At 56.5% G+C, this 24,768-nt stretch carries 16 protein-coding genes and 3 pseudogenes; 7 read left to right on the forward strand and 12 right to left on the reverse strand.

Annotated features, from left to right (window positions below; translation table 11 throughout):
* Positions 1-131: 131 nt before the first annotated feature.
* Positions 132-2,771, reverse strand: a complete 2,640-nt coding sequence (gene gyrA / locus HA50_RS13380) for a DNA topoisomerase (ATP-hydrolyzing) subunit A (RefSeq protein WP_084876096.1) — start codon at positions 2,769-2,771, stop codon at positions 132-134.
* Between the two features lie 177 nt (positions 2,772-2,948).
* Between gyrA and ubiG the strand changes: the two genes are divergently transcribed.
* The gene (gene ubiG / locus HA50_RS13385; protein ID WP_084876097.1) at positions 2,949-3,680 is read left to right on the forward strand and encodes a bifunctional 2-polyprenyl-6-hydroxyphenol methylase/3-demethylubiquinol 3-O-methyltransferase UbiG; all 732 of its coding nucleotides are present in this window, start codon (positions 2,949-2,951) and stop codon (positions 3,678-3,680) included.
* Between the two features lie 705 nt (positions 3,681-4,385).
* Here the strand turns inward: ubiG and lsrG are convergent.
* The 5 genes and pseudogenes from lsrG to lsrA all read right to left on the reverse strand — a co-directional run bounded on the left by lsrG (position 4,386) and on the right by lsrA (position 9,289).
* Positions 4,386-4,677, reverse strand: a pseudogene (gene lsrG / locus HA50_RS13390) ((4S)-4-hydroxy-5-phosphonooxypentane-2,3-dione isomerase).
* 11 nt (positions 4,678-4,688) lie between these two features.
* On the reverse strand, positions 4,689-5,696 hold the full coding sequence (gene lsrB, locus HA50_RS13395) for an autoinducer 2 ABC transporter substrate-binding protein LsrB (protein ID WP_084876098.1): 1,008 nt from the start codon (positions 5,694-5,696) through the stop codon (positions 4,689-4,691).
* A gap of 5 nt (positions 5,697-5,701) precedes the next feature.
* Positions 5,702-6,715, reverse strand: a complete 1,014-nt coding sequence (lsrD, locus tag HA50_RS13400; protein WP_084876099.1) for an autoinducer 2 ABC transporter permease LsrD — start codon at positions 6,713-6,715, stop codon at positions 5,702-5,704.
* A complete protein-coding gene (gene lsrC, locus HA50_RS13405) occupies positions 6,639-7,754 on the reverse strand; it encodes an autoinducer 2 ABC transporter permease LsrC (RefSeq protein WP_084876100.1) in 1,116 nt (371 codons plus the stop codon). The genes lsrD and lsrC overlap by 77 nt, the downstream gene beginning before the upstream one ends.
* A pseudogene (gene lsrA / locus HA50_RS13410) lies at positions 7,754-9,289 on the reverse strand (autoinducer 2 ABC transporter ATP-binding protein LsrA). Before lsrA ends, lsrC begins: the two are co-directional and overlap by 1 nt.
* A gap of 217 nt (positions 9,290-9,506) precedes the next feature.
* Between lsrA and lsrR the strand changes: the two are divergent.
* The 5 genes and pseudogenes from lsrR (at position 9,507) to yfaE (ending at position 16,339) form a co-directional block, all read left to right on the forward strand.
* Positions 9,507-10,478 (forward strand): transcriptional regulator LsrR, encoded by a 972-nt coding sequence (lsrR, locus tag HA50_RS13415; protein WP_084878530.1) that lies wholly within the window; start codon positions 9,507-9,509, stop codon positions 10,476-10,478.
* Between the two features lie 48 nt (positions 10,479-10,526).
* Positions 10,527-12,105: pseudogene (gene lsrK / locus HA50_RS13420) on the forward strand (autoinducer-2 kinase).
* Between the two features lie 476 nt (positions 12,106-12,581).
* Positions 12,582-14,867 (forward strand): class 1a ribonucleoside-diphosphate reductase subunit alpha, encoded by a 2,286-nt coding sequence (nrdA, locus tag HA50_RS13425; protein ID WP_084876101.1) that lies wholly within the window; start codon positions 12,582-12,584, stop codon positions 14,865-14,867.
* A gap of 78 nt (positions 14,868-14,945) precedes the next feature.
* A complete protein-coding gene (nrdB, locus tag HA50_RS13430; protein ID WP_084876102.1) occupies positions 14,946-16,076 on the forward strand; it encodes a class Ia ribonucleoside-diphosphate reductase subunit beta in 1,131 nt (376 codons plus the stop codon).
* A 2-nt stretch (positions 16,077-16,078) separates the two neighbouring features.
* A complete protein-coding gene (gene yfaE, locus HA50_RS13435) occupies positions 16,079-16,339 on the forward strand; it encodes a class I ribonucleotide reductase maintenance protein YfaE (protein ID WP_084876103.1) in 261 nt (86 codons plus the stop codon).
* A 307-nt stretch (positions 16,340-16,646) separates the two neighbouring features.
* Here yfaE and HA50_RS13440 read toward each other — a convergent pair whose 3' ends face one another.
* Together HA50_RS13440 and elaB are read right to left on the reverse strand one after the other, a co-directional pair.
* Positions 16,647-17,843 carry a nicotinamide mononucleotide deamidase-related protein YfaY gene (locus HA50_RS13440; protein WP_084876104.1) on the reverse strand — a complete coding sequence of 399 codons (1,197 nt, stop codon included), beginning with the start codon at positions 17,841-17,843 and terminating at the stop codon, positions 16,647-16,649.
* A gap of 133 nt (positions 17,844-17,976) precedes the next feature.
* Complete coding sequence (elaB, locus tag HA50_RS13445; RefSeq protein ID WP_084876105.1) at positions 17,977-18,285, reverse strand: stress response protein ElaB; 309 nt, start codon at positions 18,283-18,285, stop codon at positions 17,977-17,979.
* 274 nt (positions 18,286-18,559) lie between these two features.
* On the opposite strand from elaB, the gene HA50_RS13450 reads away from it, so the two are divergent.
* The gene (locus HA50_RS13450) at positions 18,560-20,218 is read left to right on the forward strand and encodes a glucan biosynthesis protein D (protein ID WP_084876106.1); all 1,659 of its coding nucleotides are present in this window, start codon (positions 18,560-18,562) and stop codon (positions 20,216-20,218) included.
* Positions 20,219-20,246: 28 nt separating this feature from the next.
* Here HA50_RS13450 and HA50_RS13455 read toward each other — a convergent pair whose 3' ends face one another.
* From HA50_RS13455 to nuoN, 4 genes are all read right to left on the reverse strand, one after another.
* Positions 20,247-20,696: a GNAT family N-acetyltransferase gene (locus tag HA50_RS13455; protein ID WP_084876107.1), complete on the reverse strand. Its 450-nt coding sequence runs from the start codon at positions 20,694-20,696 to the stop codon at positions 20,247-20,249.
* 30 nt (positions 20,697-20,726) lie between these two features.
* Positions 20,727-21,839, reverse strand: a complete 1,113-nt coding sequence (locus HA50_RS13460) for an MFS transporter (RefSeq protein ID WP_084876108.1) — start codon at positions 21,837-21,839, stop codon at positions 20,727-20,729.
* Complete coding sequence (locus HA50_RS13465; RefSeq protein ID WP_084876109.1) at positions 21,836-23,182, reverse strand: HdeD family acid-resistance protein; 1,347 nt, start codon at positions 23,180-23,182, stop codon at positions 21,836-21,838. Before HA50_RS13465 ends, HA50_RS13460 begins: the two co-directional genes overlap by 4 nt.
* Before the next feature lie 121 nt (positions 23,183-23,303).
* Complete coding sequence (nuoN, locus tag HA50_RS13470; protein ID WP_084876110.1) at positions 23,304-24,767, reverse strand: NADH-quinone oxidoreductase subunit NuoN; 1,464 nt, start codon at positions 24,765-24,767, stop codon at positions 23,304-23,306.
* Position 24,768 lies beyond the last annotated feature (1 nt).

The raw sequence follows: 24,768 nt of genomic DNA on the forward strand, positions 1-24,768 counted from the left end.
GAATTATTATGCCCATACACTAGCTTTATCATCCCGAAAAAGCCAGACGGAGCGCCGCTTCCGGCCAAAACTCAGAAAAAGAAACGGCAGGTCGGTTGCCCTGACCTGCCGTTGATGATCACCGAGACAGATTACTCTTCTTCGTCTGCTTCCGGTGCATCGTCGTCGTTGTCTGTTTCCGGCGCGATATCCTCTTCGCCTTCGGCAACGCTACCGTCGATGGCGTCGAGTTCTTCCTCTTCCACCGGTTCGACCACGCGTTGCAGACCCACCACGTTTTCATCTTCTGCGGTACGAATCAGAATCACGCCCTGGGTATTACGACCCACGATGCTGACTTCCGACACGCGAGTACGCACCAGCGTACCGGCATCGGTGATCATCATGATCTGATCGCTGTCGTCCACCTGCACCGCGCCGACTACCGGCCCATTACGCTCGGTGACCTTAATGGAGATCACACCCTGAGTCGCACGGGATTTGGTCGGGTATTCGCTGTTCGCAGTACGCTTACCATAACCATTCTGCGTTACGGTCAGGATGGCACCTTCTTCACGCGGCACAATCAGCGATACCACTTTGTCGCTTTCGGCCAGCTTGATACCGCGTACGCCTGACGCTGAACGCCCCATCGCACGGACGGCACTTTCAGCGAAGCGCACCACTTTACCGGCGGCAGAGAACAGCATGGTTTCGTCGCTGCCGTTGGTCAGCGCCACACCGATCAGCTCATCATCTTCACGCAGATTGATGGCGATGATGCCAGCACTACGCGGACGGCTGAATTCCTGCAACGCGGTTTTCTTCACGGTGCCGTCAGCGGTTGCCATAAAGATGTTGAAGCCTTCGGTGTACTCGCGTACCGGCAGAATGGCGGTGATGCGTTCGTTCGCTTCCAGTGGTAACAGGTTAACGATCGGACGGCCACGTGCACCACGGCTGGCTTCCGGCAGTTGATAAACCTTCATCCAGTACAGACGGCCACGACTGGAGAAGCACAGAATCGTATCGTGGGTGTTGGCCACCAGCAGACGGTCGATAAAGTCTTCTTCTTTGATACGTGCGGCGGATTTGCCTTTACCACCGCGGCGCTGGGCTTCATAGTCGGTCAGCGGCTGGTATTTGACATAACCCTGATGCGACAGCGTCACGACCACATCTTCCTGGTTGATCAGGTCTTCGATGTTGATGTCAGCGCTGTTGGCGGTAATCTCGGTGCGACGTTCATCGCCAAACTGGTCGCGCATCGCTTCCAGTTCTTCACGGATCACTTCCATCAGGCGCTCTGCGCTTGCAAGGATATGCAGCAGCTCAGCGATTTGATCGAGCAGTTCTTTGTATTCGTCGAGCAGCTTCTCGTGCTCCAGGCCGGTCAGTTTCTGCAAACGCAGATCCAGAATCGCCTGAGCCTGCTGCTCAGTCAGATGATATTGACCGTCGCGAATACCGAACTCGGCTTCCAGCCACTCCGGACGCGCAGCATCATCACCGGCACGTTCCAGCATCGCGGCCACATTGCCGAGATCCCACGACTGCGCAATCAGGCCTGCTTTCGCTTCTGCTGGCGTCGGGGCGCGACGGATCAACTCGATAATCGGATCGATGTTAGCCAGCGCAATCGCCAGACCTTCAAGGATATGGGCACGGTCACGCGCTTTGCGCAGTTCGAAAATAGTACGACGCGTCACCACTTCACGACGATGGCGAACGAAAGCTTCAAGGATCTCTTTCAGCGCCATAATCTTCGGCTGGCCCTGATGCAGCGCCACCATGTTGATACCGAACGACACCTGCAACTGCGTCAGCGAGTAGAGGTTATTCAGCACCACTTCGCCGACCGCGTCGCGTTTGATCTCGATAACGATGCGCATGCCGTCTTTATCCGACTCATCACGCAGCGCGCTGATGCCTTCGACACGCTTCTCTTTCACCAGCTCGGCAATCTTCTCGATCAGGCGTGCTTTGTTCACCTGATACGGCAGCTCGTGAATGATGATGGTTTCACGGCCGCTTTTCGCGTCCGCTTCCACTTCGCCACGCGCGCGGATATAGATTTTGCCGCGACCGGTACGGTAGGCTTCTTCGATACCACGACGGCCATTGATGATGGCGGCGGTGGGGAAATCTGGCCCCGGAATGTGCTCCATCAGCCCTTCAACGCTGATGTTTTCATCATCAATATAAGCCAGGCAGCCGTTAATCACTTCGCGCAGGTTGTGCGGCGGAATGTTGGTGGCCATACCGACGGCGATACCGGAAGAACCGTTTACCAGCAGGTTAGGGATTTTAGTCGGCAGAACCTCAGGAATCTGCTCGGTTCCGTCATAGTTAGGAACGAAATCGACCGTCTCTTTTTCCAGGTCCGCTAACAGATCATGGGCGATTTTGGCCATACGCACTTCGGTGTAACGCATCGCTGCGGCGGAGTCGCCGTCGATGGAGCCGAAGTTACCTTGACCATCTACCAACATGTAACGCAGGGAGAACGGCTGCGCCATACGAACGATGGTGTCATAAACGGCAGAATCACCATGGGGGTGATATTTACCGATAACGTCACCGACCACACGGGCGGATTTTTTATAGGGTTTGTTCCAGTCGTTACCCAGTTCGCTCATGGCAAAAAGCACACGGCGGTGCACTGGCTTCAGGCCGTCACGGACGTCGGGTAAGGCTCGGCCAACGATGACCGACATGGCGTAATCGAGATACGAGTTTTTCAACTCTTCTTCGATATTGACCGGTGTAATTTCTCTCGCAAGGTCGCTCATGGAGCCGCTATCCCTCTACATAATCCCGGAATTCAAAGGTGCGAAAGTATATCACATTGCTTACCCAGGGTGAATGTTAAGCGCGGTTTAATCCGGCTTTTCCTTTGTTCTGAGAGGTGCGCAGGCCGTGCTTAAGCGTTTATACTGAAGCCACATTTTGTCTGGAGTCATGATTCAATGAATGAACAACCGCAGGAAAGCCGCCAGAACGTCGATCACAACGAAATTGCCAAGTTTGAGGCAGTCGCATCGCGCTGGTGGGATTTAGAGGGTGAATTTAAGCCGTTACACCGCATTAATCCCCTGCGTCTTGGCTGGATTGCCCAGCACAGCAACGGTTTGTTTGGCAAGAAGGTGCTGGATGTGGGCTGCGGCGGCGGCATTCTGGCGGAAAGCATGGCGCGCGAAGGCGCAGAGGTCACCGGGTTAGATATGGGTGCCGAACCGCTGGAAGTGGCGCGTCTGCATGCGCTGGAGAGCGGTATCAGCGTCAACTACGTGCAGCAAACGGTGGAAGATCATGCCCTCAGCCATGCGGGTCAATATGACGTGGTGACCTGCATGGAAATGCTGGAACACGTGCCGGACCCACGTTCGGTGGTGCTGGCTTGTGCGCAGCTGGTGAAACCTGGCGGCGAAGTGTTTTTCTCCACCATCAACCGCAACCCGAAAGCCTGGCTGCTGGCGGTATTTGGTGCCGAATATGTGATGCGCATGGTGCCGCGCGGTACGCATGACGTGAAAAAGTTTATCCGTCCGGCGGAGTTGCTGAACTGGGTGGATGAAACCCCGCTGCGTGAGCAGGGGATGATTGGTTTGCATTATAATCCGCTGACGAATCAGTTCCGGTTGGGTCGTGGCGTCGATGTGAATTATATGGTGCATACGCACCGGCAGGCGGAGGTTTAGCTCCGCAGGGGTTCCGCCCGCCAGCAGCGGTTTAGCTCCGCAGGGGTTCCGCCCGCCAGGCTTTTGGCAGTTTCAGGGCCGCCTGTGCAGGCGGACGGGCAAAGGTCCGAGGGCGCGGACCTTTGCAATCCGCGCCATGCGGCGTCCTCGCGCAGCGCTACGCGCTGTCCCCCTCGCTTATCACTCAGGCCTGACGGACCGCGCGGATTCGCCCTCCATGGCTCATGCCGCGCTCTCGCCGCATCCATGCGACTCGTCCTGGCCTTCCCTCTGCACTCGGCGCTGTGGATGCCGCCAACACCGCCGTTTGCAGGACCAGCGCATAAAAATAAACAACAAAAGAAAACCCCCAGAAAGTCATTGCTGTTGCAGCGGGGGTGTGAGCGCCATCCGAACTCGCTGAGCGCGGGAACGATTCCAGGATGAGCCGCATGGATGCGGCGAAAGGCGGCGTTGAGCAGGAGCGAATCGACGCCGGTCCGTCGGAAGCGTGAGTAAGCGAAGGTACCGCGAAGCGGCGAGGAAGGCGGCGCAAGGCCGGGGAATGCAAAGGGGACGGCCAGGTCCCCTTTGCTCGGTCGCCGCACCGGCGAACTGCAACTACCTCAGCCCGTAGCGAACGAAAACACTCCATAGCGAATGAAACAACGCCGTGGCGAACGAAACCGTCCCGGAACCGAACTCCTCTCGGGCTAGCCCGCAACATTAAGGATATATACCTTTAAACACCGTTTTCTTTCTTGGTTCGGTCATCAGCGCCTCAAGCGCCTCCACACAAGCCAGATAATGCGGTGTTTTTTTATGGGCCAGCACCGCCGCCTCATCCGCATAAGCCTCATAAATAAAAAAACCGCGTCGGCACGTTGCTGTCCTGCAAAACATCAAAACGCAGGTTGCCGGGCTCCTGTACCGCCCCTAGATGATTTGCATGGAATACCCGTAAAAATTCGTCGATACAGTCGGCTTTTACGTTGATCTCCACCAGAGTGACTTCCATTCACGTTCTCCTTAAAAATCGTAGTTGTCGATGTTGTCTTTGGTAAACACCACGCGCTCAGGCAGCAGCACGATACCGTTGCCTTTGGCTTCATAATTGTAGCCCTGCACGCTGTTGTCGGAGACCGTCACTTTGCCCACATCCGGCACCTGTAAACTGTCTCCGGGATTGAGCTCGCCTTTCAACAACTGATTCGCCACCGCTATCGAAATCCGGCCCTGCTTCACCACATCCCACAGGCCGAACTGCTGCACCGTACCGCGCTTAACATAGGGCCGCATCACGTTCGGGGTACTGAAACCGACAATCGTCACATCCTTCCGTCCGAGATTTTCCGCCGCCTGAGCTGCGGCCGGTAACGCGTTGGCATCCGGGGCGATGATCGCATCCAGATCGCTCCAGGATTTCAGGATCCCCTCCGCCGTCTGCAATGATTTGGTGGCATCGTTGTAGCCATACTGCGTGGTGACAATCTCCCAATTAGGGTGATCTTTGGCGATCTTCGCTTTTGCTTCTTTTACCCATTGATTCTGATCGGTCACCGTCGGGCTGGAATAGAAGAACGCGACCTTCGCTTTATCCTTTTTCACCTGGCTGGCAGCCATATCCACCAGCATGCCGCCCAGCTGCGCAGGGGTGCCCTGGTTAATATAAATCGAGCGGCATTCCGGTTTGGTGTCGGAGTCCCAGGTCAGCACCTTCACACCGCGTTGCATGGCGCGTTTCAACGCCGGGCACAGGCCGTCTGGCGAAACCGCAGCCACCACAATGGCGTTATATCCCTGATTCACGAAGTTATTGATCATCTGCACCTGGCCGGAGACGCTCGGCTCGGTGGGGCCGTCATAGGTCACATCAACGCCGAGGGCTTTTCCGGCCTCGGTGGCCCCTTTGCCACCGCTGGTGAAATACCCTACCCCCACCAGCTTGGGGATAAAGGCGATACGTTCGGCTGCCTGAACGCTCAGACTGACACCGAGTACACAGCACAGGGCCAGAGATAACCGCTGCATTTTCATGATTTTTACTCCTGGTAAGATGCGCGATCGCGCGTGAATCGCGCACGCAAACGCCGGCTAAGCTGGCGCACAATGCCTGGATTCAGGCTCCAGGAGCGTCCGATCACCGCAAGAATCAGCAGTGCGCCAGAAAGCGCGCTACTGACCTGACTCGACACTCCCACCATTTGCAAACCCTGCTGCAAAAAGCCGATCAGCAGCGTAGCCAGCGCGGTGCCCAGCACCGAACCTGCCCCGCCGTAAATATTGGCACCGCCCAGCACCACCGCCGTGATCGCAGGCATTAACAGCGGCGCACCCAGGTCGGCACGCGCCGAGCCGAAGTACGCGCTCATCACCGCCGCCGCCAGCGCCGATGCCAGCCCGACCAGGCTGTAAAGCAGCAGCAAGGTGCGGTTGACCGGCAACGCGCCATAGCGCGCTGCACGCAGGTTCTGGCCGAGCAAAAACACATAGCGTCCGGTACGCGTCCGATGCATCAGCAGCCAGAACAGCAGGCAAAGCAGCGTAAATAACAGCAGCGGCATCGGGATACCGAGCGGGGTGAAATTGGCTAAATCGGTAAAGGTCGCCGGAAAATCCCCGATCCCCTCAAAGCCGGTCGCCCCGGCCAACCCGGAAAGCAGCAGCGCTCCGCCACCGTAGAGATAAAGCGTGCCCAGGGTGATCACCAGCGGGTTCACGCCGGTCCAGAGGATCAGCGCGCCATTGAGCCAGCCACACAGGCTGCCCAGCAACAGCGTACACAGCAAAGCAACCGGCAACGGCCAGTGACTTTGCAGCATGATACCCAGCGCGATAGCGCATAAGCCGGTCACCGCGGCAAAGGAGATGTCGATACCACCACTGACAATCACCAGCGTCAGCGGCAAGGCGACAATGCCGACGGTGATAAAATCGCTGGTGCTGAACAGCAGGGTGTCGATGTTCAGCATGCGTGGATTACCCCAGCCGAACAGCAGGATTTCCAGCACCAGCAGCAGCGCCAGCGCGCCTTCCCAGTTCAGATAGCGCTTCATTCGGTCGCTCCCCGGCGCGAGGCCGCTGTCGGCGGTGGTTTAACGGTTTTTTTCGTGCCGGAGGGGTTAAAAAACGGGCGTACCTTTGCCGATGCAGACGACGGGTCAACGCCTGGCGTAAGCGTCCGTCAATCACCAGCACCGCCAGCAGCACCAGTCCCGAGATAAAATCATTCCACCATGCCGGTAGCCTGAGCAGCACCAGCACGCTATCAATTTGCGTCAGGAACCAGGCACCGAGGATCGCCCCCAGCAGGGTGCCGGAACCGCCCAGTAAACTAACACCGCCCAGCACACAGGCCGCGATGGCTTTCATCTCCATCCCGGTGCCGGTTTGGTTGGGCACAAAACCAATTTGCGCAGCAAACACCATCCCGGCCAGCGCCGCCAGCGCGCCGTTGGCGGTAAAGGCGAGTAAGCGCACCTGATTGACCGGCACACCCAGCTGGCGTGCGCCCTGCAAATTATCACCGGTGGCATAAAAGTTGCGGCCGGCAGCGGTCCGCGCGAGGAACAACATCATCACTACCGCAATCAGCAAAATCATGATGCCCAGCGGTGACAGCCCCGCCACCACCGGCGCGGCCAGGGTTTTCAGTTGCTCCGGCAACCCTTCGATCCATTTGCCGCCCGTCAGCAACAGCATCAGGCCGCGATACAGCCCGAGGGTGCCCAGGGTGGCAACAATCGCCGGAATACGCAGCCCGGTGACCAGCACACCATTAAACAATCCGGCTAACATGCCGGTGCCCAGCGTCGCCAGACAGGCCAGCGGCAGTGCGACTCCCTGATTCAACAGAACGCCCAGCACCGCAGCACACAATCCCATGGTGGAACCGCAGGACACATCAATATTGCGCGTCAGCAGCACCAGCGTGGCCCCCATCGCCAGCAGAATGGCGATCTGCGCACTGCCAAAGATCATCCCCACCCATCGCAGGCTGACGTCCTGCCGCCCCAGCAGCCAGGGCAGCATAAACAGCACCAGGATCGCCAGCAGAGTGCTCAGCTCCCGGTGGGTTTGCAGGTATTTCAGCATCAGTATTCTCCTGCCGCCTGGGCGCTACGTCCCCAGGCCAGCTGAATGATATTTTCCGCACTCACCGCCGCCCCGGATAATTCGCCCACCAACCCTCCCTGATGCATCACCACCACACGATCCGCCAGCAGCGCGACCTCATCCAGATCCGAAGAGATAATGATCAGGCCGATCTGCTGCGCCACCACCGAGCGCAACAACTGATAGATATCGGCGCGGGCCGCCACATCCACCCCGCGCGTGGGTTCATCAACAATCAGGACTTTCGGCGTTGCCTCCAGGCAATTTGCCAGCAATAACTTTTGCTGATTCCCTCCGGACAGCGTGCGCGCCAGCTGGTCGTTGTGACTGAATTTGATCCCCAGCGCGCGCTGGTAACGCGTCAGCACCGCCCTCTCCTGCTGGGGTCGCAGCCACCAGCTGCGCCGTGGCAGCGTTAATGCGGTGACGTTCCACGCCAGCGGTGCATCCGGATAGAGGCCGGAGGTTTGCCGGTCTTCCGGCAGATAAACCAGCCCGGCGCGCAGACGCGCCGCTGTCGGCAGCGACAACAGATTCTGCTGCTGCAAACGCGCCGTGCCGCTGCTGGCGGGGCGTAATCCGTACAGCGTTTCCGCCAGTTCGGTGCGCCCGGCCCCGACAATGCCCGCCAGACCGAGTATCTCTCCCGCTTTCACCTGCAACGAAATCTGACGAAAACCTTCGCCACTTAACTCATCAACCTGCAACAGCACCTGGCCTTTTTGCTCCGCAGGCAGGTTACCCGCCTGTAACCACAGCTGCTGCTCTGCGCTCAACGGGGCTTGCCGTTCGGGCGGCATCATTGCCGCCACCAGCGCGTCATCATCCAGCGCGTCAATGCTGCCCTGTAACACCACGCAGCCGTCACGCATCACGCTGACCTGATGCGCCAGCGCCCGAATTTCCGGCAGCTTATGGGAAATAAACACCACCCCCACGCCCTGCCCGGCCAGTTGGCGCACCAGACGGAACAGGCGATCGGTTTCCACCGGGGTTAATGACGCGGTTGGTTCATCGAAAATCACCACTCTGGCGTCGCGCATCAGGCCACGCAGAATCTCCACCTGTTGCTGGTCAGCCACCGCCAGGGTACCGGCCAGTGCGTCCAGCGGCAGCGCGCTGCCCATCTGGCTGAGTAAGGTTTGCAGTTTTGGTTATCCGTCCTGCGCGCGCGGCAGGCGAAACAGGATGTTTTCGCGCACCGTCAGGCTGGGGAACAACAATGGCTCCTGCGGCACCAGGTAGATACCGCACTGGTGCGCTTTGGCCGGGGTCATTAACGTCAGGGGCTGATGCGCGAGGGTAAGCGTGCCGCTATCCGGTTGTTCGATACCGGCAATGATTTTCATCAGCGTCGATTTGCCCGCGCCGTTGCCACCGAGCAAGGCATGAATTTGCCCCGCGTACAGTTGAAAATCGATGCCGCGTAACACCGGCACACCGGAAAACGCCTTACAGACCGCAGCGATGTGTAACAGCAAGCTGGATTGCCGATTGATCTGATCCTGCACCATTGCCGCTCCCGATAAGAACAAATGATTTTCAAATAACATTATGTTCACAATCCTGGATAAGCTTTTTCGATAAAACTCTCGCAGCGGTCACAGATTGTTATTTCGCCAATATGGCGCGTATGATTGTGGCTGACTTGTTGTGCGAACTGCCAGCACGGTCACATTTTCTTCAACAGCCAAAACGAACAATTGATTTACTTTTTATAAAGTGTTCATCATGAAAAGCGATCTTAGCCCGGCAACGGGTCTCACTGTGGAAAACAGTATGAGTGAAGAAGAGCTACTGGCGCGTACCGCCTGGTTCTATTACCACGACGGACTGACACAGAATGAAATTGGTGAGCGACTTGGTCTGACTCGCCTGAAAGTGTCACGCCTGCTGGAGAAAGGACGCCAGTCCGGGGTGATCCGCGTACAGATTAATTCGCGTTTTGAGGGATGTCTGGCACTGGAACATGCCCTGCTCGAACGCTTCAGTCTGAAGCAGGTACGGGTGCTGCCGCAGCTTCACGGCCCGAATCTTAGCCAGCGACTCGGGGTGGGTGCCGCCCAGATGCTGATGTCGTTACTCCAGCCGCAACAGTTGCTGGGGGTGGGGTTTGGCGAAACCAGTATGAACACCCTGCAACATCTGAGCGGTTTTATCGCTTCGCAGCAGATCCGCATGGTGACGCTCTCGGGCGGCGTCGGGCCGTATATGACCGGCATCGGCCAGCTTGATCCGGCCTGTGGTATCAGCATTATTCCGGCACCGCTGCGCGCTTCCAGCGCCAGCGTGGCGCAAATCCTGCGTCAGGAACGCAGCGTGCAGGACGTGATGCTCACCGCCTGTGCCGCAGATGTGGCGATTGTCGGCATTGGTGCGCTCAGCCAAAGGCAGCAGGCCACCATTTTGCGCTCGGGTTATATCAGCGAGGGTGAACAGCTGATGTATGGCCGCAAAGGCGCGGTGGGTGACATTCTCGGCTTTTTTATGCGTCCCGATGGACAACTGGCTGAGTCCATGCCGATCCATGATGAACTGATTGCCGTCAGTCCTGCCGAGCTGGCGACGATACCTGTCGTGGTCGGCGTGGCAGGCGGCACTGAAAAAGCAGAAGCCATCATTGCCGCCCTGAAGGGGGCGCGCATTAATGCCCTGGTAACAGAAGAGGACACAGCCCGCGCGATGTTGGCGTTATTGCAGTAGCCCTGCGGCGGGGTCGATCCGGTCAGATTTCTAACTGGAGAAAAAGAGATGACGCTATCCCACGCCCCGCATTTAATGGCGCTCGACGCCGGCACCGGCAGCATTCGCGCGGTGATTTTTAACCTGCAAGGTGAGCAAATTGCCGTCGCCCAGGCCGAATGGCAGCACCTGGCCATTCCCGATGTGCCCGGTTCGATGGAATTTGACCTGAGCAAAAACTGGCAGCTGGCCTGCCAGTGCATTCGCCAGGCGCTGCAACAGGCGCAGCTACCCGCCAGCGCCATCCGTGGCGTGGCCTGTTGTTCGATGCGTGAAGGTATCGTGTTGTATAACAAAGCCGGTGAGGCGATCTGGGCCTGCGCCAACGTTGATGCCCGCGCCAGTCGTGAAGTCAGCGAACTCAAAGAAATACATCACGGCAAGTTTGAACGCGAAATCTACCAGTGTTCCGGACAAACCCTGGCACTGGGTGCGATGCCGCGCCTGCTGTGGCTGGCGCATCACCGTCCGGATATCTATCGCCAGGCCGCCACCCTGACCATGATCAGCGACTGGCTGGCAAAGTGCCTCAGTGGCGAGCTGGCGGTTGATCCTTCCAATGCCGGAACAACCGGTCTGCTCGATTTACGCAGCCGCAACTGGCGGCCGGAACTGCTGGAGATGGCCGGTTTACGCGGCAATATGCTCTCGCCGGTGGCGGAAACCGGTACCCCGCTCGGGTACGTCACTGCCGACGCAGCCAATGCCTGTGGCCTGGCACAAGGCACAGTGGGTGGCGATGGGCGGCGGCGATGTCCAGTTGGGCACGCTGGGGCTGGGGGTGGTCAGGGCCGGAGAGACAGCGGTGCTGGGTGGCACCTTCTGGCAACAGGTGGTGAATCTGCCACAGCCGCAGGTCGATCCGGCGATGAATATTCGTATCAATCCGCACGTCATTCCCGGCATGGCGCAGGCGGAAGCCATCAGCTTTTTTACCGGCCTGACCATGCGCTGGTTCCGTGATGCCTTTTGCGGTGAGGAGAAACTGCTGGCGGAACGGCTGGGGGTGGATTGCTATAGCCTGCTGGAGGAGATGGCCGCCCGGGTTCCGGCCGGTGCCTGGGGGGTGATGCCGGTATTCTCTGATGCGATGCACTTTAACAAGTGGTATCACGCCGCTCCGTCGTTCATTAATCTCTCCATCGATCCGGAACGTTGTAATAAGCAAACCCTGTTCCGCGCGCTGGAGGAGAACGCCGCCATTGTTTCAGCCTGCAATCTTGATCAGGTGGCAGAATTTTCCGGCGTACGGGCGTCGCATCTGGTGTTCGCAGGCGGTGGATCCAAAGGGAAGCTGTGGAGCCAAATCTTAAGTGACGTGACCGGCCTGACGGTAAAAGTGCCGCAGGTAAAAGAAGCAACCGCGCTGGGCTGTGCCATTGCGGCGGGCGTCGCTGCCGGACTTTACAGCAACCTGGCGGAGACCGGACGCGACCTGGTGCGCTGGGAACGGGAATTTCACCCCGATGCCGCTCATCATGCGCTCTATCAGCAACAAAAAGCCGTCTGGCAGAAGGTGTATGCTGACCAGCTGACGCTGGTGGATAACGGGCTGACCACATCAATGTGGAAAGCGCCGGGGCTGTAACAATGCCTTATCCTGCTCCCGTCGCGGCGTGATGTCTCGCACCGCGACGGACATCATGAGGACAACCGTATCTGCGGCCAGTCATAAATAATTCATAAGTTAACTCGGAAAAATCCGTATCTGCGTAGCTTATCCTGCCATTTTTTCACCAGAAATTTGAGTTGGTGGAGTAGATTGCATAAGAAATACGCGCTCGATCAAGTTCTGAAAAAAATCTGCATTCCGGTTGACATGATGTCGGGCCTTATAAGACAAGGCCTAAGAAATTTCGCAAAAATTACAACCCCTGCAAACATCATTTTTTCCTCTTGTTAACCCGCGCTAAAATACTAAAATATGCCTCCATGTTGTTATGGTTTTGCCCTTCACCCCCTAGATATAGTGTTTATCCACAACATTATTCACAATGAATATGCTGTGCATAAACCGGGATTTCTTTTAATTTTTGGATACTCACGCAAAGGTAAAAACGCGACATGAACCAAAGTCTGCTCGTTACTAAACGCGATGGCCGCCAGGAGCGCATTGATCTCGACAAAATTCACCGTGTACTGGACTGGGCAGCCGAAGGGCTGAACAACGTTTCAGTGTCACAGGTTGAACTGCGTTCTCACATTCAGTTCTATGATGGGATTCGGACCTCCGACATCCATGAGACCATCATCAAGGCCGCTGCAGACCTTATTTCTCGCGATGCCCCGGATTACCAGTACCTCGCCGCACGCCTGGCGATTTTCCATCTGCGCAAAAAAGCCTACGGCCAGTTTGAGCCGCCGACGCTGTTCGACCAGGTAGTCAAAATGGTCGAGATGGGCAAATACGATCGCCATCTGCTGGAAGACTACAGCAAAGAAGAATTCGAGCAGATGGACGGCTTTATTGACCACTGGCGCGACATGAACTTCTCCTACGCCGCAGTGAAGCAGCTGGAAGGGAAATACCTGGCACAGAACCGTGTGACCGGTGAAATCTACGAGAGCGCGCAGTTCCTGTATATTCTGGTGGCTGCCTGCCTGTTCTCCGGCTATCCGCGCGACACGCGCATGGATTACGTCAAGCGTTTCTATGACGCGGTTTCTACCTTCAAGATTTCGCTGCCGACGCCCATTATGTCCGGTGTCCGTACCCCGACGCGTCAGTTCAGCTCTTGCGTATTGATCGAATGTGGCGACAGCCTGGATTCCATCAACGCCACGTCCAGCGCCATTGTGAAATACGTTTCCCAACGTGCCGGTATCGGTATCAACGCCGGTCGCATCCGTGCGCTGGGCAGCCCGATCCGCGGCGGTGAAGCGTTCCACACCGGTTGTATCCCGTTCTACAAACACTTCCAGACCGCAGTCAAATCCTGCTCGCAGGGTGGCGTGCGCGGTGGTGCAGCGACCCTGTTCTACCCGATGTGGCATCTGGAAGTTGAAAGCCTGCTGGTGTTGAAAAACAACCGTGGCGTCGAAGGCAACCGCGTCCGTCATATGGACTACGGTGTGCAGATCAACAAGCTGATGTACCAGCGCCTGCTGAAAGGTGAAGATATCACTCTGTTCAGCCCGTCTGACGTGCCTGGCCTGTATGATGCCTTCTTCGCCGATCAGGACGAATTTGAGCGTCTGTACACCACTTACGAGAAAGACGACAGCATCCGTAAACAGCGCGTGAAAGCGGTCGATCTGTTCTCGCTGATGATGCAGGAACGTGCCTCAACTGGCCGTATCTACATCCAGAACGTTGACCACTGCAACACCCACAGCCCGTTTGATCCGGCTATTGCGCCAGTGCGTCAGTCTAACCTGTGCCTGGAAATCGCCCTGCCGACCAAGCCGCTGGATGATGTTAACGACGAAAACGGTGAAATCGCCCTGTGTACGCTGTCTGCGTTCAACCTCGGTGCGATTGACAGCCTCGACGATCTGGAAGAACTGGCAATCCTGGCCGTACGCGCGCTGGATGCCCTGCTCGACTACCAGGATTACCCGATCCCGGCCGCCAAACGTGGCGCTATGGGTCGTCGTACCCTGGGTATTGGTGTGATCAACTTCGCTTACTACCTGGCGAAAAACGGTGTTCGTTATTCCGATGGCAGCGCCAACAACCTGACGCACAGAACCTTCGAAGCCATTCAGTACTACCTGCTGAAGGCGTCTAACGAACTGGCGAAAGAGCAAGGTGCCTGCCCGTGGTTCAACGAAACTACCTATGCGCAGGGCATTCTGCCGACCGATACCTATAAAAAGGATCTCGACAGTATCTGCAACGAGCCGCTGCATCTCGACTGGGAAACGCTGCGTGAGTCGATCAAAACCCACGGCCTGCGTAACTCCACGCTGTCCGCGCTGATGCCGTCTGAGACTTCCTCGCAGATTTCGAACGCCACCAACGGCATCGAACCACCGCGCGGTCATATCAGCATCAAAGCCTCGAAAGATGGCATCCTGCGCCAGGTGGTGCCGGAGTATGAGCGTCTGAAAGATCAGTACGAACTGCTGTGGGAAATGCCTTCCAACGACGGCTATTTACAGCTGGTTGGCGTGATGCAGAAGTTTATCGACCAGGCAATTTCGTCGAACACCAACTACGATCCGAACCGCTTCGCCAACGGCAAAGTGCCGATGAAGCAGTTGCTGAAAGATCTGCTGACCGCTTACAAGTTTGGCGTGAAAACCCTGTACTACCAAAACACCCGTGACGGTGCTGAGGATGCGCAGGACGATCTGGCCCCGTCCATTCAGGATGACGGCTGCGAAAGCGGCGCTTGTAAGATTTAATTAAAGGGCGGAGCTCGCGGCTCCGCCCTCCTGTTTCGGGGTCGACAGCTGTCGGCCCGTTCACATTTGGACATCCCTATGGCTTACACCACATTCTCGCAAACCAAGAATGACCAGCTGAAAGAGCCGATGTTTTTCGGTCAGTCAGTCAACGTTGCCCGTTTCGATCAGCAGAAATATGACATCTTCGAAAAGCTGATCGAGAAGCAACTCTCCTTCTTCTGGCGTCCGGAAGAAGTGGACGTTTCCCGCGATCGCATCGACTATCAGGCGCTGCCGGAACACGAGAAACACATTTTTATCAGCAACCTGAAGTATCAGACGCTGCTGGATTCGATTCAGGGTCGTAGCCCGAACGTCGCGCTGTTGCCGCTGATCTCGATCCCGGAACTGGAAACCTGGATTGAAACCTGGGCGTTCTCCGAGACCATCCACTCGCGCTCCTATACCCACATCATCCGCAACATCGTTAACGATCCGGCGCTGGTGTTTGATGACATCGTGACTAACGAGCAGATCCTCGCCCGTGCGCAGGATATCTCGAAGTACTACGATGACCTGATTGAGATGACCAGCTACTGGCATCTGCTGGGTGAAGGCACTCACGAGGTTGCGGGCAAAACCGTCACCGTTGATCTACGCAGCCTGAAGAAGCAGCTCTATATCTGTCTGATGAGCGTCAACGCGCTGGAAGCGATTCGCTTCTATGTCAGCTTCGCCTGCTCCTTTGCTTTTGCCGAGCGCGAGCTGATGGAAGGTAACGCCAAAATCATCCGCCTGATTGCCCGTGATGAAGCGCTGCACCTGACCGGGACTCAGCATATGCTGAACCTGATGCGCACCGGTGAAGACGATCCGGAAATGAAAGAGATTGCGGCAGAGTGCCGTGACGAATGCTTTGACCTGTTCAAGAAAGCAGCCGAGCAGGAAAAAGAGTGGGCAGAATATCTGTTCAGCGGCGGCTCGATGATCGGCCTGAACAAAGACATTCTGTGCCAGTACATCGAATACATCACCAATATTCGTATGCAGGCGGTCGGTCTTGATCTGCCTTTCCAGACCCGCTCCAACCCGATTCCGTGGATCAACAGCTGGCTGGTGTCTGATAACGTGCAGGTTGCACCGCAGGAAGTGGAAGTCAGCTCTTATCTGGTGGGTCAGATCGACTCTGAAGTGGGCGAAGACGACTTCAACGATTTCCAGCTGTAAGTATGAGCCGTTCCGTCGTCATTCTGCGCAGCTCTGGCACCCGGCTGGAGTGCGCAGAAGAACATCCCAACCTGCTCACTACGCTCGAAGCGCATAACGTATGTGTTGAGTTCCAGTGCCGCGAAGGCTACTGCGGATCCTGCCGGATGCGTTTGCTGAAGGGCGAAGTGCAGTACGCTGAGACACCGCTGGCGTTTATTCAGCAGGGCGAGTTTTTGCCCTGCTGTTGTAAAGCCAAAGGCGAGATTGAGATCGAGCTGTAACTTTTGTTCGCTCTGTAGCGGCACGATTTATCGTGCGGGGTTTCCCGCACCGTGCGCCGGATTGCGCGATAAATCGCGCCGCTACGATAACTGCATAATTCAACTCCGCACTGAAATATCGCACCGGGCTGTAGCGGCACCGTGCGCCGGATTGCGCGATAAATCGCGCCGCTACGATAACTGCCTAATTTAACTCCGTAGTGAAATATCGCACCGGGCTGTAGCGGCGTGATTTATCACGCGGGGTTTAGCGGCACCGTGCGCTGCATTGCGCGATAAATCGCGCCGCTACGCGTGCATATATCAGCTACAGCTTCACGGTTTCCAGCACATCAATCCAGCCATGTCCGGTGCTGACTTCACTGCCATGCAGCCAGCGGCGCAGCATATTCATTGCCATCATCGCCACTACCTTCTGGCGAATCTCCAGATTATGCCGCCCGTGGTTGAATTTCACCCGCTGACCCCAGCTGGCTTGCGGGGTGTGCAGCGCAATCGACACTTCTCCTTCGCGCAAAGTCCCCACTGCCAGCGCCACATCGGCCTGCTGCTGCGTGGCAAAATCGCGGATGCGCTGTACCTGCTGCTCCAGCGTTTCCGTCTGCTCTGGCAACACATTACCAGCCCGTAACGGCACCTCAGCAGAAGCCAGCTGCCATTGCAGCAAGCCAGCGGTGTACGATTCGCTGATCGCCAGCGTCAACTCACGCGCTGCCAGCTCACGCGCCAGCAACGCCGGTAGGCCCTCGGTGCCGTGAAAAATGGTGCACTCCGCCAGTTGCAGTTTGACCTGCTGCCACACCTGCTCCATCGCCACACGCTGGCTGGCCGGACCGGTGAGTTTGATTTCAATAATCGGCATCGAGGAGCGATAGCCCATCACCACGCCTTCGGGTAACGGCAACGGCTCCAGTTCCGCCGCTAAATCGCTTTCGCCACGACCAAAGGTGGTCAGACGCAGGCACAAGGGTGGCTCCGGTAATTCAAAGCGTGCTTTCAGACGCGGCAGGATCTCCTGTTCGACCATCACTTTAAATTCGGAGGGGACGCCTGGGGTGAAGAAAATCCAGCAGCGATTGAGTTGCAGCGCAAAACCACAGGCGGTGCCGACCGGGTTATCAATCAGTTCAGCGTTGGCGGGAATTTCTGCCTGCTTACGGTTGCTCGGTGCCATGATGCGCCCACGTCCGGCAAACCAGGCTTCCATTTTTTCCAGCCATTCCTGATGCAGCACCAGATGGCTGCCGCTGGCCGTGGCCGCCGCGAGGGCGCTGAGATCGTCGCTGGTGGGACCAAGGCCACCGTTTACAATCAGCACATCGGCAATCTGGCTACGGCTCTGGAGCGCCTCCACCAGCGATGGCAGAGCATCCCCCACCGTGCTGCGGCTAGTCATCGGCAAACCGTGCTGAAACAACACATCAGCCAGCCAGGCAGCGTTGGTATCCACAATCTGCCCATGTAACACTTCATCGCCCGTTGAGAGCATTTCAACTCGTATCACGTTTATTCTCCTTATTCCCTGTCGCTTTACTGTAGGAACCAGGCGAGAGAAACACAATCACTGTGGGTGCGGAAGCAGAGGATTTTCAGTAAGACAGGATGAATGGGCGCGAAGAATTCACGCCCGAAAAGCATTAACGGCGGGCCAGCAGTAATCCTAAGAACAACCCGGCGGCGGCACCGATGCCAATCCCCTGCCAGGGCTTATCGTGCACATAATCATCGGCACGATAAGCGGCTTTTTTCGCCCGATAGTAGTAGCTGTCAGAGGCCTGGCTGACGCGTGATTTCACCTCTTCCAGCGCCTGCTCCGCTTTGGTTTTCAGTTCGATGTACTTTTGATCGGCTGGATCGCCTGACGAACGCAGCACTTCTTCCAGCGTTTCGGTCAGCAAGGCCAGATCGTCATCAAGACGGCTTTCAAATTGATCTGAAGATGACATTACGCAGTTCCTCCATGTATTTAACTTACCTGTCGGTTAACTATAGTCACTAAAAACCAGAAGCGGCCAGGAATCGCCCGAGTTTCGTCGCCAAAGCGTAAAGATCTGAAATCTGCTTCGCTTCCCTGATTAATCTGATAAATTTCTTCCGACTGAATTTTTTCATTCGGCGACTGTCGTATCCCCCTGTAGCCTGAAGCTATCAGGTCTGAAATGTGTGCATGATGCACGGCAGTCACCTTAAACCCGAGCAGCTAAGGATTAGATTTCTGGCATGAATCGTAGAAAGTTTATGAAAGCGTCAATGGCCCTCTCTGCCCTGAGCGGCATGACGGGTCTGTCCACGCTGTTTGCGCAGTCCGCCTGGGCCGATGATGGCATCGCCGACGGCACCGCGGTTCGCTTCGATTTCGATGTACTGAAAAAGAAAGCCGCCGCACTCGCCAAACAGCCCTGGGGTGGCGCGCCTGGCCCGCTGCCTGACACCCTGGCCAATCTGACCCCGCAGGCCTATAACGAAATTCAGTACGACGCCAACCATTCGCTGTGGAATAACATCCCCAATCGCGAACTGGATGTGCAATTTTTCCACGTCGGCATGGGGTTTAAACGCCGTATCCAGATGTTTTCTGTCGATGCCGACAGCCGCGAAGCGCGTGAAATCCACTTCCGCCCGGAACTGTTCAACTACAACAACGCCAACGTTGATACCAAACAGCTGGTCGGCAAAACCGATCTTGGCTTTGCCGGTTTCCGTGCGTTTAAAAAGCCGGAGCTGGCACGGCGTGATATCGTCTCCTTCCTCGGTGCCAGCTACTTCCGCGCCGTCGATGAAACTTATCAATACGGCCTATCTGCCCGTGGCGTGGCGGTGAATACCTTCAGCAACGGTCATGAAGAGTTCCCTGACTTTACCGCCTTCTGGTTTGAAACGCCGAAAGCCGAAGACACCACCTTTGTGGTATATGCCTTGCTGGATGGTGCCAGCGTCACCGGTGCCTACAAGTTCACCATTCACTGCGAAGCAGAACGCGTGGTGATGGAGGTGGAAAACCACCTGTTTGCCCGCAACGAGATCCGTCAGCTGGGTATCGCGCCGATGACCAGCATGTTCAGTTGCGGCACCAACGAACGCCGGATGTGCAATACCTATCATCCGCAGATCCATGACTCCGATCGTCTGGCGATGTGGACCGGTAACGGCGAATGGATCGCCCGTCCGCTGAACAATCCGCAACGTTTGCAGTTCAACGCCTATCAGGATGAGAACCCGCGCGGCTTTGGCCTGTTACAGCTCAATCATGACTTTAAAGATTATCAGGATGTGATTGGCTGGTATGACAAACGTCCAAGCCTGTGGGTCGAGCCGATTGGCAAATGGGGCAAAGGGGCCATCAATCTGATGGAAATCCCCACCACCGGTGAAACGCTGGATAACATCGTTTGCTTCTGGCAACCGGCTGAACCGGTGAAAGCCGGCAGCGAATTCAACTTCCAGTACAAACTGTACTGGAGTGGTCTGCCGCCGGTGCGTAGCGGTCTGGCGCGTGTTGATGCCACCCGTACCGGTATCGGTGGCTTCCCGGAAGGCTGGGCACCGGGCGAACATTTCCCGGATCAGTGGTGCCGCCGCTTTGCGGTGGATTTCGTCGGTGGCGACCTGAAAGCCGCTGCACCGAAGGGGATCGAACCGGTGATCACCGTGTCAGCCGGTACCATTAAACAGGTTGAGATTCTCTACGTGGAACCGCTGAATGGCTACCGCATCCTGTTTGACTGGTATCCGAACAGCGATTCCACCAAGCCGGTGGATATGCGCCTGTTCCTGCGTACCAAAGACGAGACTCTGAGTGAAACCTGGTTGTATCAGTACTTCCCGCCGCCGCCAGATCAGCGTAAATACGTTGATGACCGGCAGATGACGCCGGGCTGATAAACATGGCGAGGTGCAAACCTCGCCATTATTTTTGCATGTCGATATGCGGAATATCATCTTCCAGATAGACGTCACTCACCGCGACAAAGCCATGGCGACCATAGAAAGATTGCAAATGCGCCTGGGCTGAGAGGAATTGCGTATGTTGCGGCCAGTGCTGCTGGCAAGCCTGCAACGCCTGGGTCATTAAACGGTTACCCAGATTGATACCGCGTGCGCGATCCGAAACGATAACACGACCTATCTTCACCGGGCTTTGCGCATCCGCAGGTGATAACAGACGCGCGTAAGCCACCAGTTCATCGTTATACATGCCTAACAGATGACGATTCTCCGCCACCAGATCCTGCCCATCGACATCAAGGTACGGGCATTGCTGCTCCACCACAAACACTTCACTGCGCAGTGCCAGCAACGCATAAAGTTGTTGCAGGCTCAAATCACGATGATGAATATCCAGCCAGTTAATTTCCATAAAGCCTCCTTGTTAGGCAGTTAATTTACCTCACGTACGCCGTTGTTGTAGCGCAAAACCGGTAAAAAAAGCACACAACAACGCCGCCAGCCACGGCAGACCGTGCAGCGTCAGCGACATCGCCAGCCCACCCAATGCCGGGCCAATAAAGGCGCCAATTCCCCAGGCCACTGATAACGCGGCATAGGCCGCCGCCAGTTCCGAACCCTGAAAACGCTGCCCCACCAGGGTGATGATAACCGTGTAAATACCGACAAATACCCCACCCCAGCAAAACAGCAGCAACCGCGCCAGCCATAGCGATTGCAGCGCGAACGGCCAGGCCAGCGCCCCGAGGGTGGATAACGCCGCCAGCCAGACAATTAAGTGATGACGATCCATGCGATCGGCCAGCCAGCCGATCGGGAGCTGCAACAGGATTGCCCCGACCATTAAAATGGTGATCAACGATGTCGCCTGCCCTTCAGACCAGCCAAGATTGATGGCGTACAGCGCCAGCAGATTCATTCCTGCGGCTTCCAGCGCCGCATTGAGGAGGGTGGCCGCCAGCGCCAGAGGTAACAAGCGCAGCCAGCGCGACAGTTTTCGTGGTGTTCCCTCTTCCGCGCTGAATCGCAGTTTGCCGCTGGCGCATAACGTCAACACCGCAAAGGCAGATAAGGCCGCGCCAGTGATAAATGCGCCGTCACCACTGCCCTGTAACGTCAGAATAAAAGGACCGAGCGCGAATCCTGCTGACAGCATCGCGGTGTAAGTTGCCAGCATTTTTGCCCGGTTATGCTCCGCAGCTTGTTGATTCAGCCAGGTTTCCGTCACCACCAGAATCACTTCTGAGGCCATCCCCAGTAACAGCCGCAGCACGAAGCTGCTGCTAAGCGGCAGCACAGGAAAAAGGGTCAACAACAACACCGTGACCAGCAGCGACACGGTGAGTAAAAATTTCGGCGCAAAACGACGGATGAGAGCGGGCAATGCTGGCGCGATAAGCAGCACGCCCAGCGCATGCATTGCTGCGTTGATGCCGATTTGCGTTTCACCGTATCCCGCCTTTGATAACCGCAGCGCAATCAATGGCGCACTTAAGCCGTAGGTCAAACCAAAGATGGTAATGGCGATGAGGATCATTATGCGGTTACGCGTCATTTAACCACGCTGCGCGAAGGCGTCCGCTTCTGCTGCCACAAGGTATGACGTAAGCGCAAACTCTGCCACAGGCGTACGGGCCATAGCCTGATGGGTTGCGGTTCAATCACCCGCTTGAGCAGGCGTACATAATCCAGCACCAGGCCTGGTGTCCAGGCCATCTCCTCTGCCCTGCCGCGTACCACGCCTAATAGCCAAAAATTAGGGTCAGCCAGCAGACGTAAGCCAGCATACGGCTGCCGGGCCAGAATCCCCTCAATTGCCACATCCAGCGCCTGGATCACCGCAGATGAACAATTGCGCGCTGTCAGGTTGTAGGTGCTGTCCAGCCGGTAGCTGTGCCAGAAGTTTTGCAAGGCCTTAAAATTGTAATGCGAAAACAGGATCTGTTTATCGGGCTGACACCAGTCGGCCACCTCCAGTGACAGAGAGGCCAGGAAACGCCCCGCGACATCGTTATGCTCCCCCGAGCGCAACACAGCACGGAAGTTACTGCTATCGCGATCAATATCGTCGAGCGGATAGTGGCTGATATACAGATCCTCTCCGACAGCAAGCGAAGCGTGTCCGGTCGAAATCACCCCATGTTGATCGACCGCAGCGATATAACGATTGATCAGTTGGTAACTCTCGCGCAGCCTGATCGACCCTAATGGGGTCCAGACATAGACCTTAAGTATCCGGGCAGGCGGGCGATGCGGAAACGGCGGATGCACATACTGGCTGCTGTGCCATTGCCGCAACCCGCCCACTTTGAATAACGGTAACGTCGTCACCGTGCTGTTGGCCGTCAGCAGGTTCGCCTGACGGGCCATCTGTAGCAGCGTGGTACCGATACTCAGCAATAGCAACGCGAAACACAGTGGCACGGCGATGTGATGATGAAACGGCCAGTCACTGATGATCAGAATGCTGATAATCCATTCCACCACGCCGGTAACGCATTGCTTCTTCCAGCGCCACCCCCGCAACACGATAGCCGCCACAAAGCGGAACAAACCATCAACCATAAACGCAATGCCAAACAGCACTGCCGATACATCATTGTTATCCTGAGGAATATTGAGAATCAGAAAGCCAATGAACCACAAGCCCAGCGCCTTGAGCAGGGTCAACCCGTCAACACGCATTTCGCGAATAAAGGCCAGTGTCATCTGCACCATGCCTTCAATGATAAAAAATATCGCGAGCATATCCAGCGGAACTGAAAGCAAGCCGTCACTGGCAATATCGTAGAGGATCAACGCCGCTAACAGCAGCAACGCCATGCCAGCTAAAGCCAGCCAATACCAGCGCCGACGGATCACCTGGGCACCGGTCAGCAGAAAGATCAACTTAATCACATAACCTCAGCGCAACGGGAGGAGCATGACTTAAAAGTTAGCAACCGGTGGCGAGGTTGTCTGAGATAACAGGCAAAAAAAATCAGGCCCGGGGGCCTGATTTGTCAGTAACGTATCATGCTTACATCAGCGGCTGTGCCATTTGCACCAGCGAGATCAGCGGCTGCGGATAGACACCCAACAGCAGGACCAGAATGGCGGAAATCAGTACCACCACCCCACCGGCCGTGAAGGCCCAGTTGGCCGGGGTATCACGATCGCGCGTATGCAGTTCCGGCGGGCTGAGGTACAGACTCACCGTTACACGCAGGTAGTAGTAAAGACCGATGGCGCTACCCGCCACCACCGCGCCGGTCAGCCACCACAGGTGCGCATTCACACCCGAAGCGATGACGTAGAACTTACCGATAAAGCCCAGCGTCATCGGGATACCGGCCAGCGACAGCATCATGATAGTCATCACTGCTGACAGAATCGGACGGTGCCAGAACAGGCCACGATAAGAGTACAGCGTGTCGGCATCCGGGCCACGGTACGGGCTGGACATCAGGCTGACCACACCGAAGGCACCCAGGCTGCTGAACAGGTAACCAGCCAGATACACTCCGGCAGTTTCCAGTGACAGCTGATGGGTTTTCACCGAAATCAGTGCCACCAGCAGGTAACCCAGGTGGGCGATGGAGGAGTAACCCAGCAGACGCTTGATGTTGCTCTGCGATATCGCCATCAGGTTACCGAACAGGATGGAGACGAAGGCAATGACACCCAGCACAGTGCGGACGGCTTCGCTGTCAGTCACCGGCGCGTACATAAACAGACGCATGATCACGCCGAAGATAGCGATTTTGCTGGCGGTTGCCAGGAAGGTTGAGACCGGAGCAGGTGCGCCCTGGTACACATCCGGCGTCCACAGATGGAACGGCACCAGCGACAGTTTGAAGCCGAGACCGATAATCATCATGCCGAGGCCAACCAGCAACAGCGGCTGCTGCATCATGCTGTCGTTCAGGCTTTTACCCAGCTGAACAAAGCTCAGGCTACCGGAATCGGCGTAAATCAGCGCAATACCGAACAGCAGGAACGATGACGCTGCTGCCGACAGAATGGTGTATTTCAGTGCCGCTTCCAGCGAACGTTTCTGGCGGAAAGCGTAACCAATCAAACCAAACAGCGGCAGTGACAGCAGTTCGATACCGATAAACAGCGCCGCCAGATGGTTGGCACTGGCCAGCACGATACCGCCCAGCGCCGCAATCAGCACCAGCAGATAGAACTCATCTTTGTTGTCCGGGAAACCGGCCAGCCACGGGTAAGCGAAGGTGCAGGTCGCGAGACTCGCCAGCATCACCAGCCCGGTGTAGAAGATGGAGTAGCCATCGACACGCAGCATCGGCGTGACATCCATTGGCCCGACATGGGCAACAAACCACAGAGAAAGCAGCGCCAGGTTAAGACCAATGACCGTCAGCGTGGCATTAACAAAATGGTTGCGTCGCCACGCAATGGACAGCATCACAACCACCACCGTCAATCCGACGATCAACAGCGGCAGTAACGCGATCAATTGTTGAGGAGTTATTGTCATG

The sequence above is a fragment of the Pantoea cypripedii genome, assembly GCF_002095535.1.
GTDB lineage: Bacteria > Pseudomonadota > Gammaproteobacteria > Enterobacterales > Enterobacteriaceae > Pantoea > Pantoea cypripedii.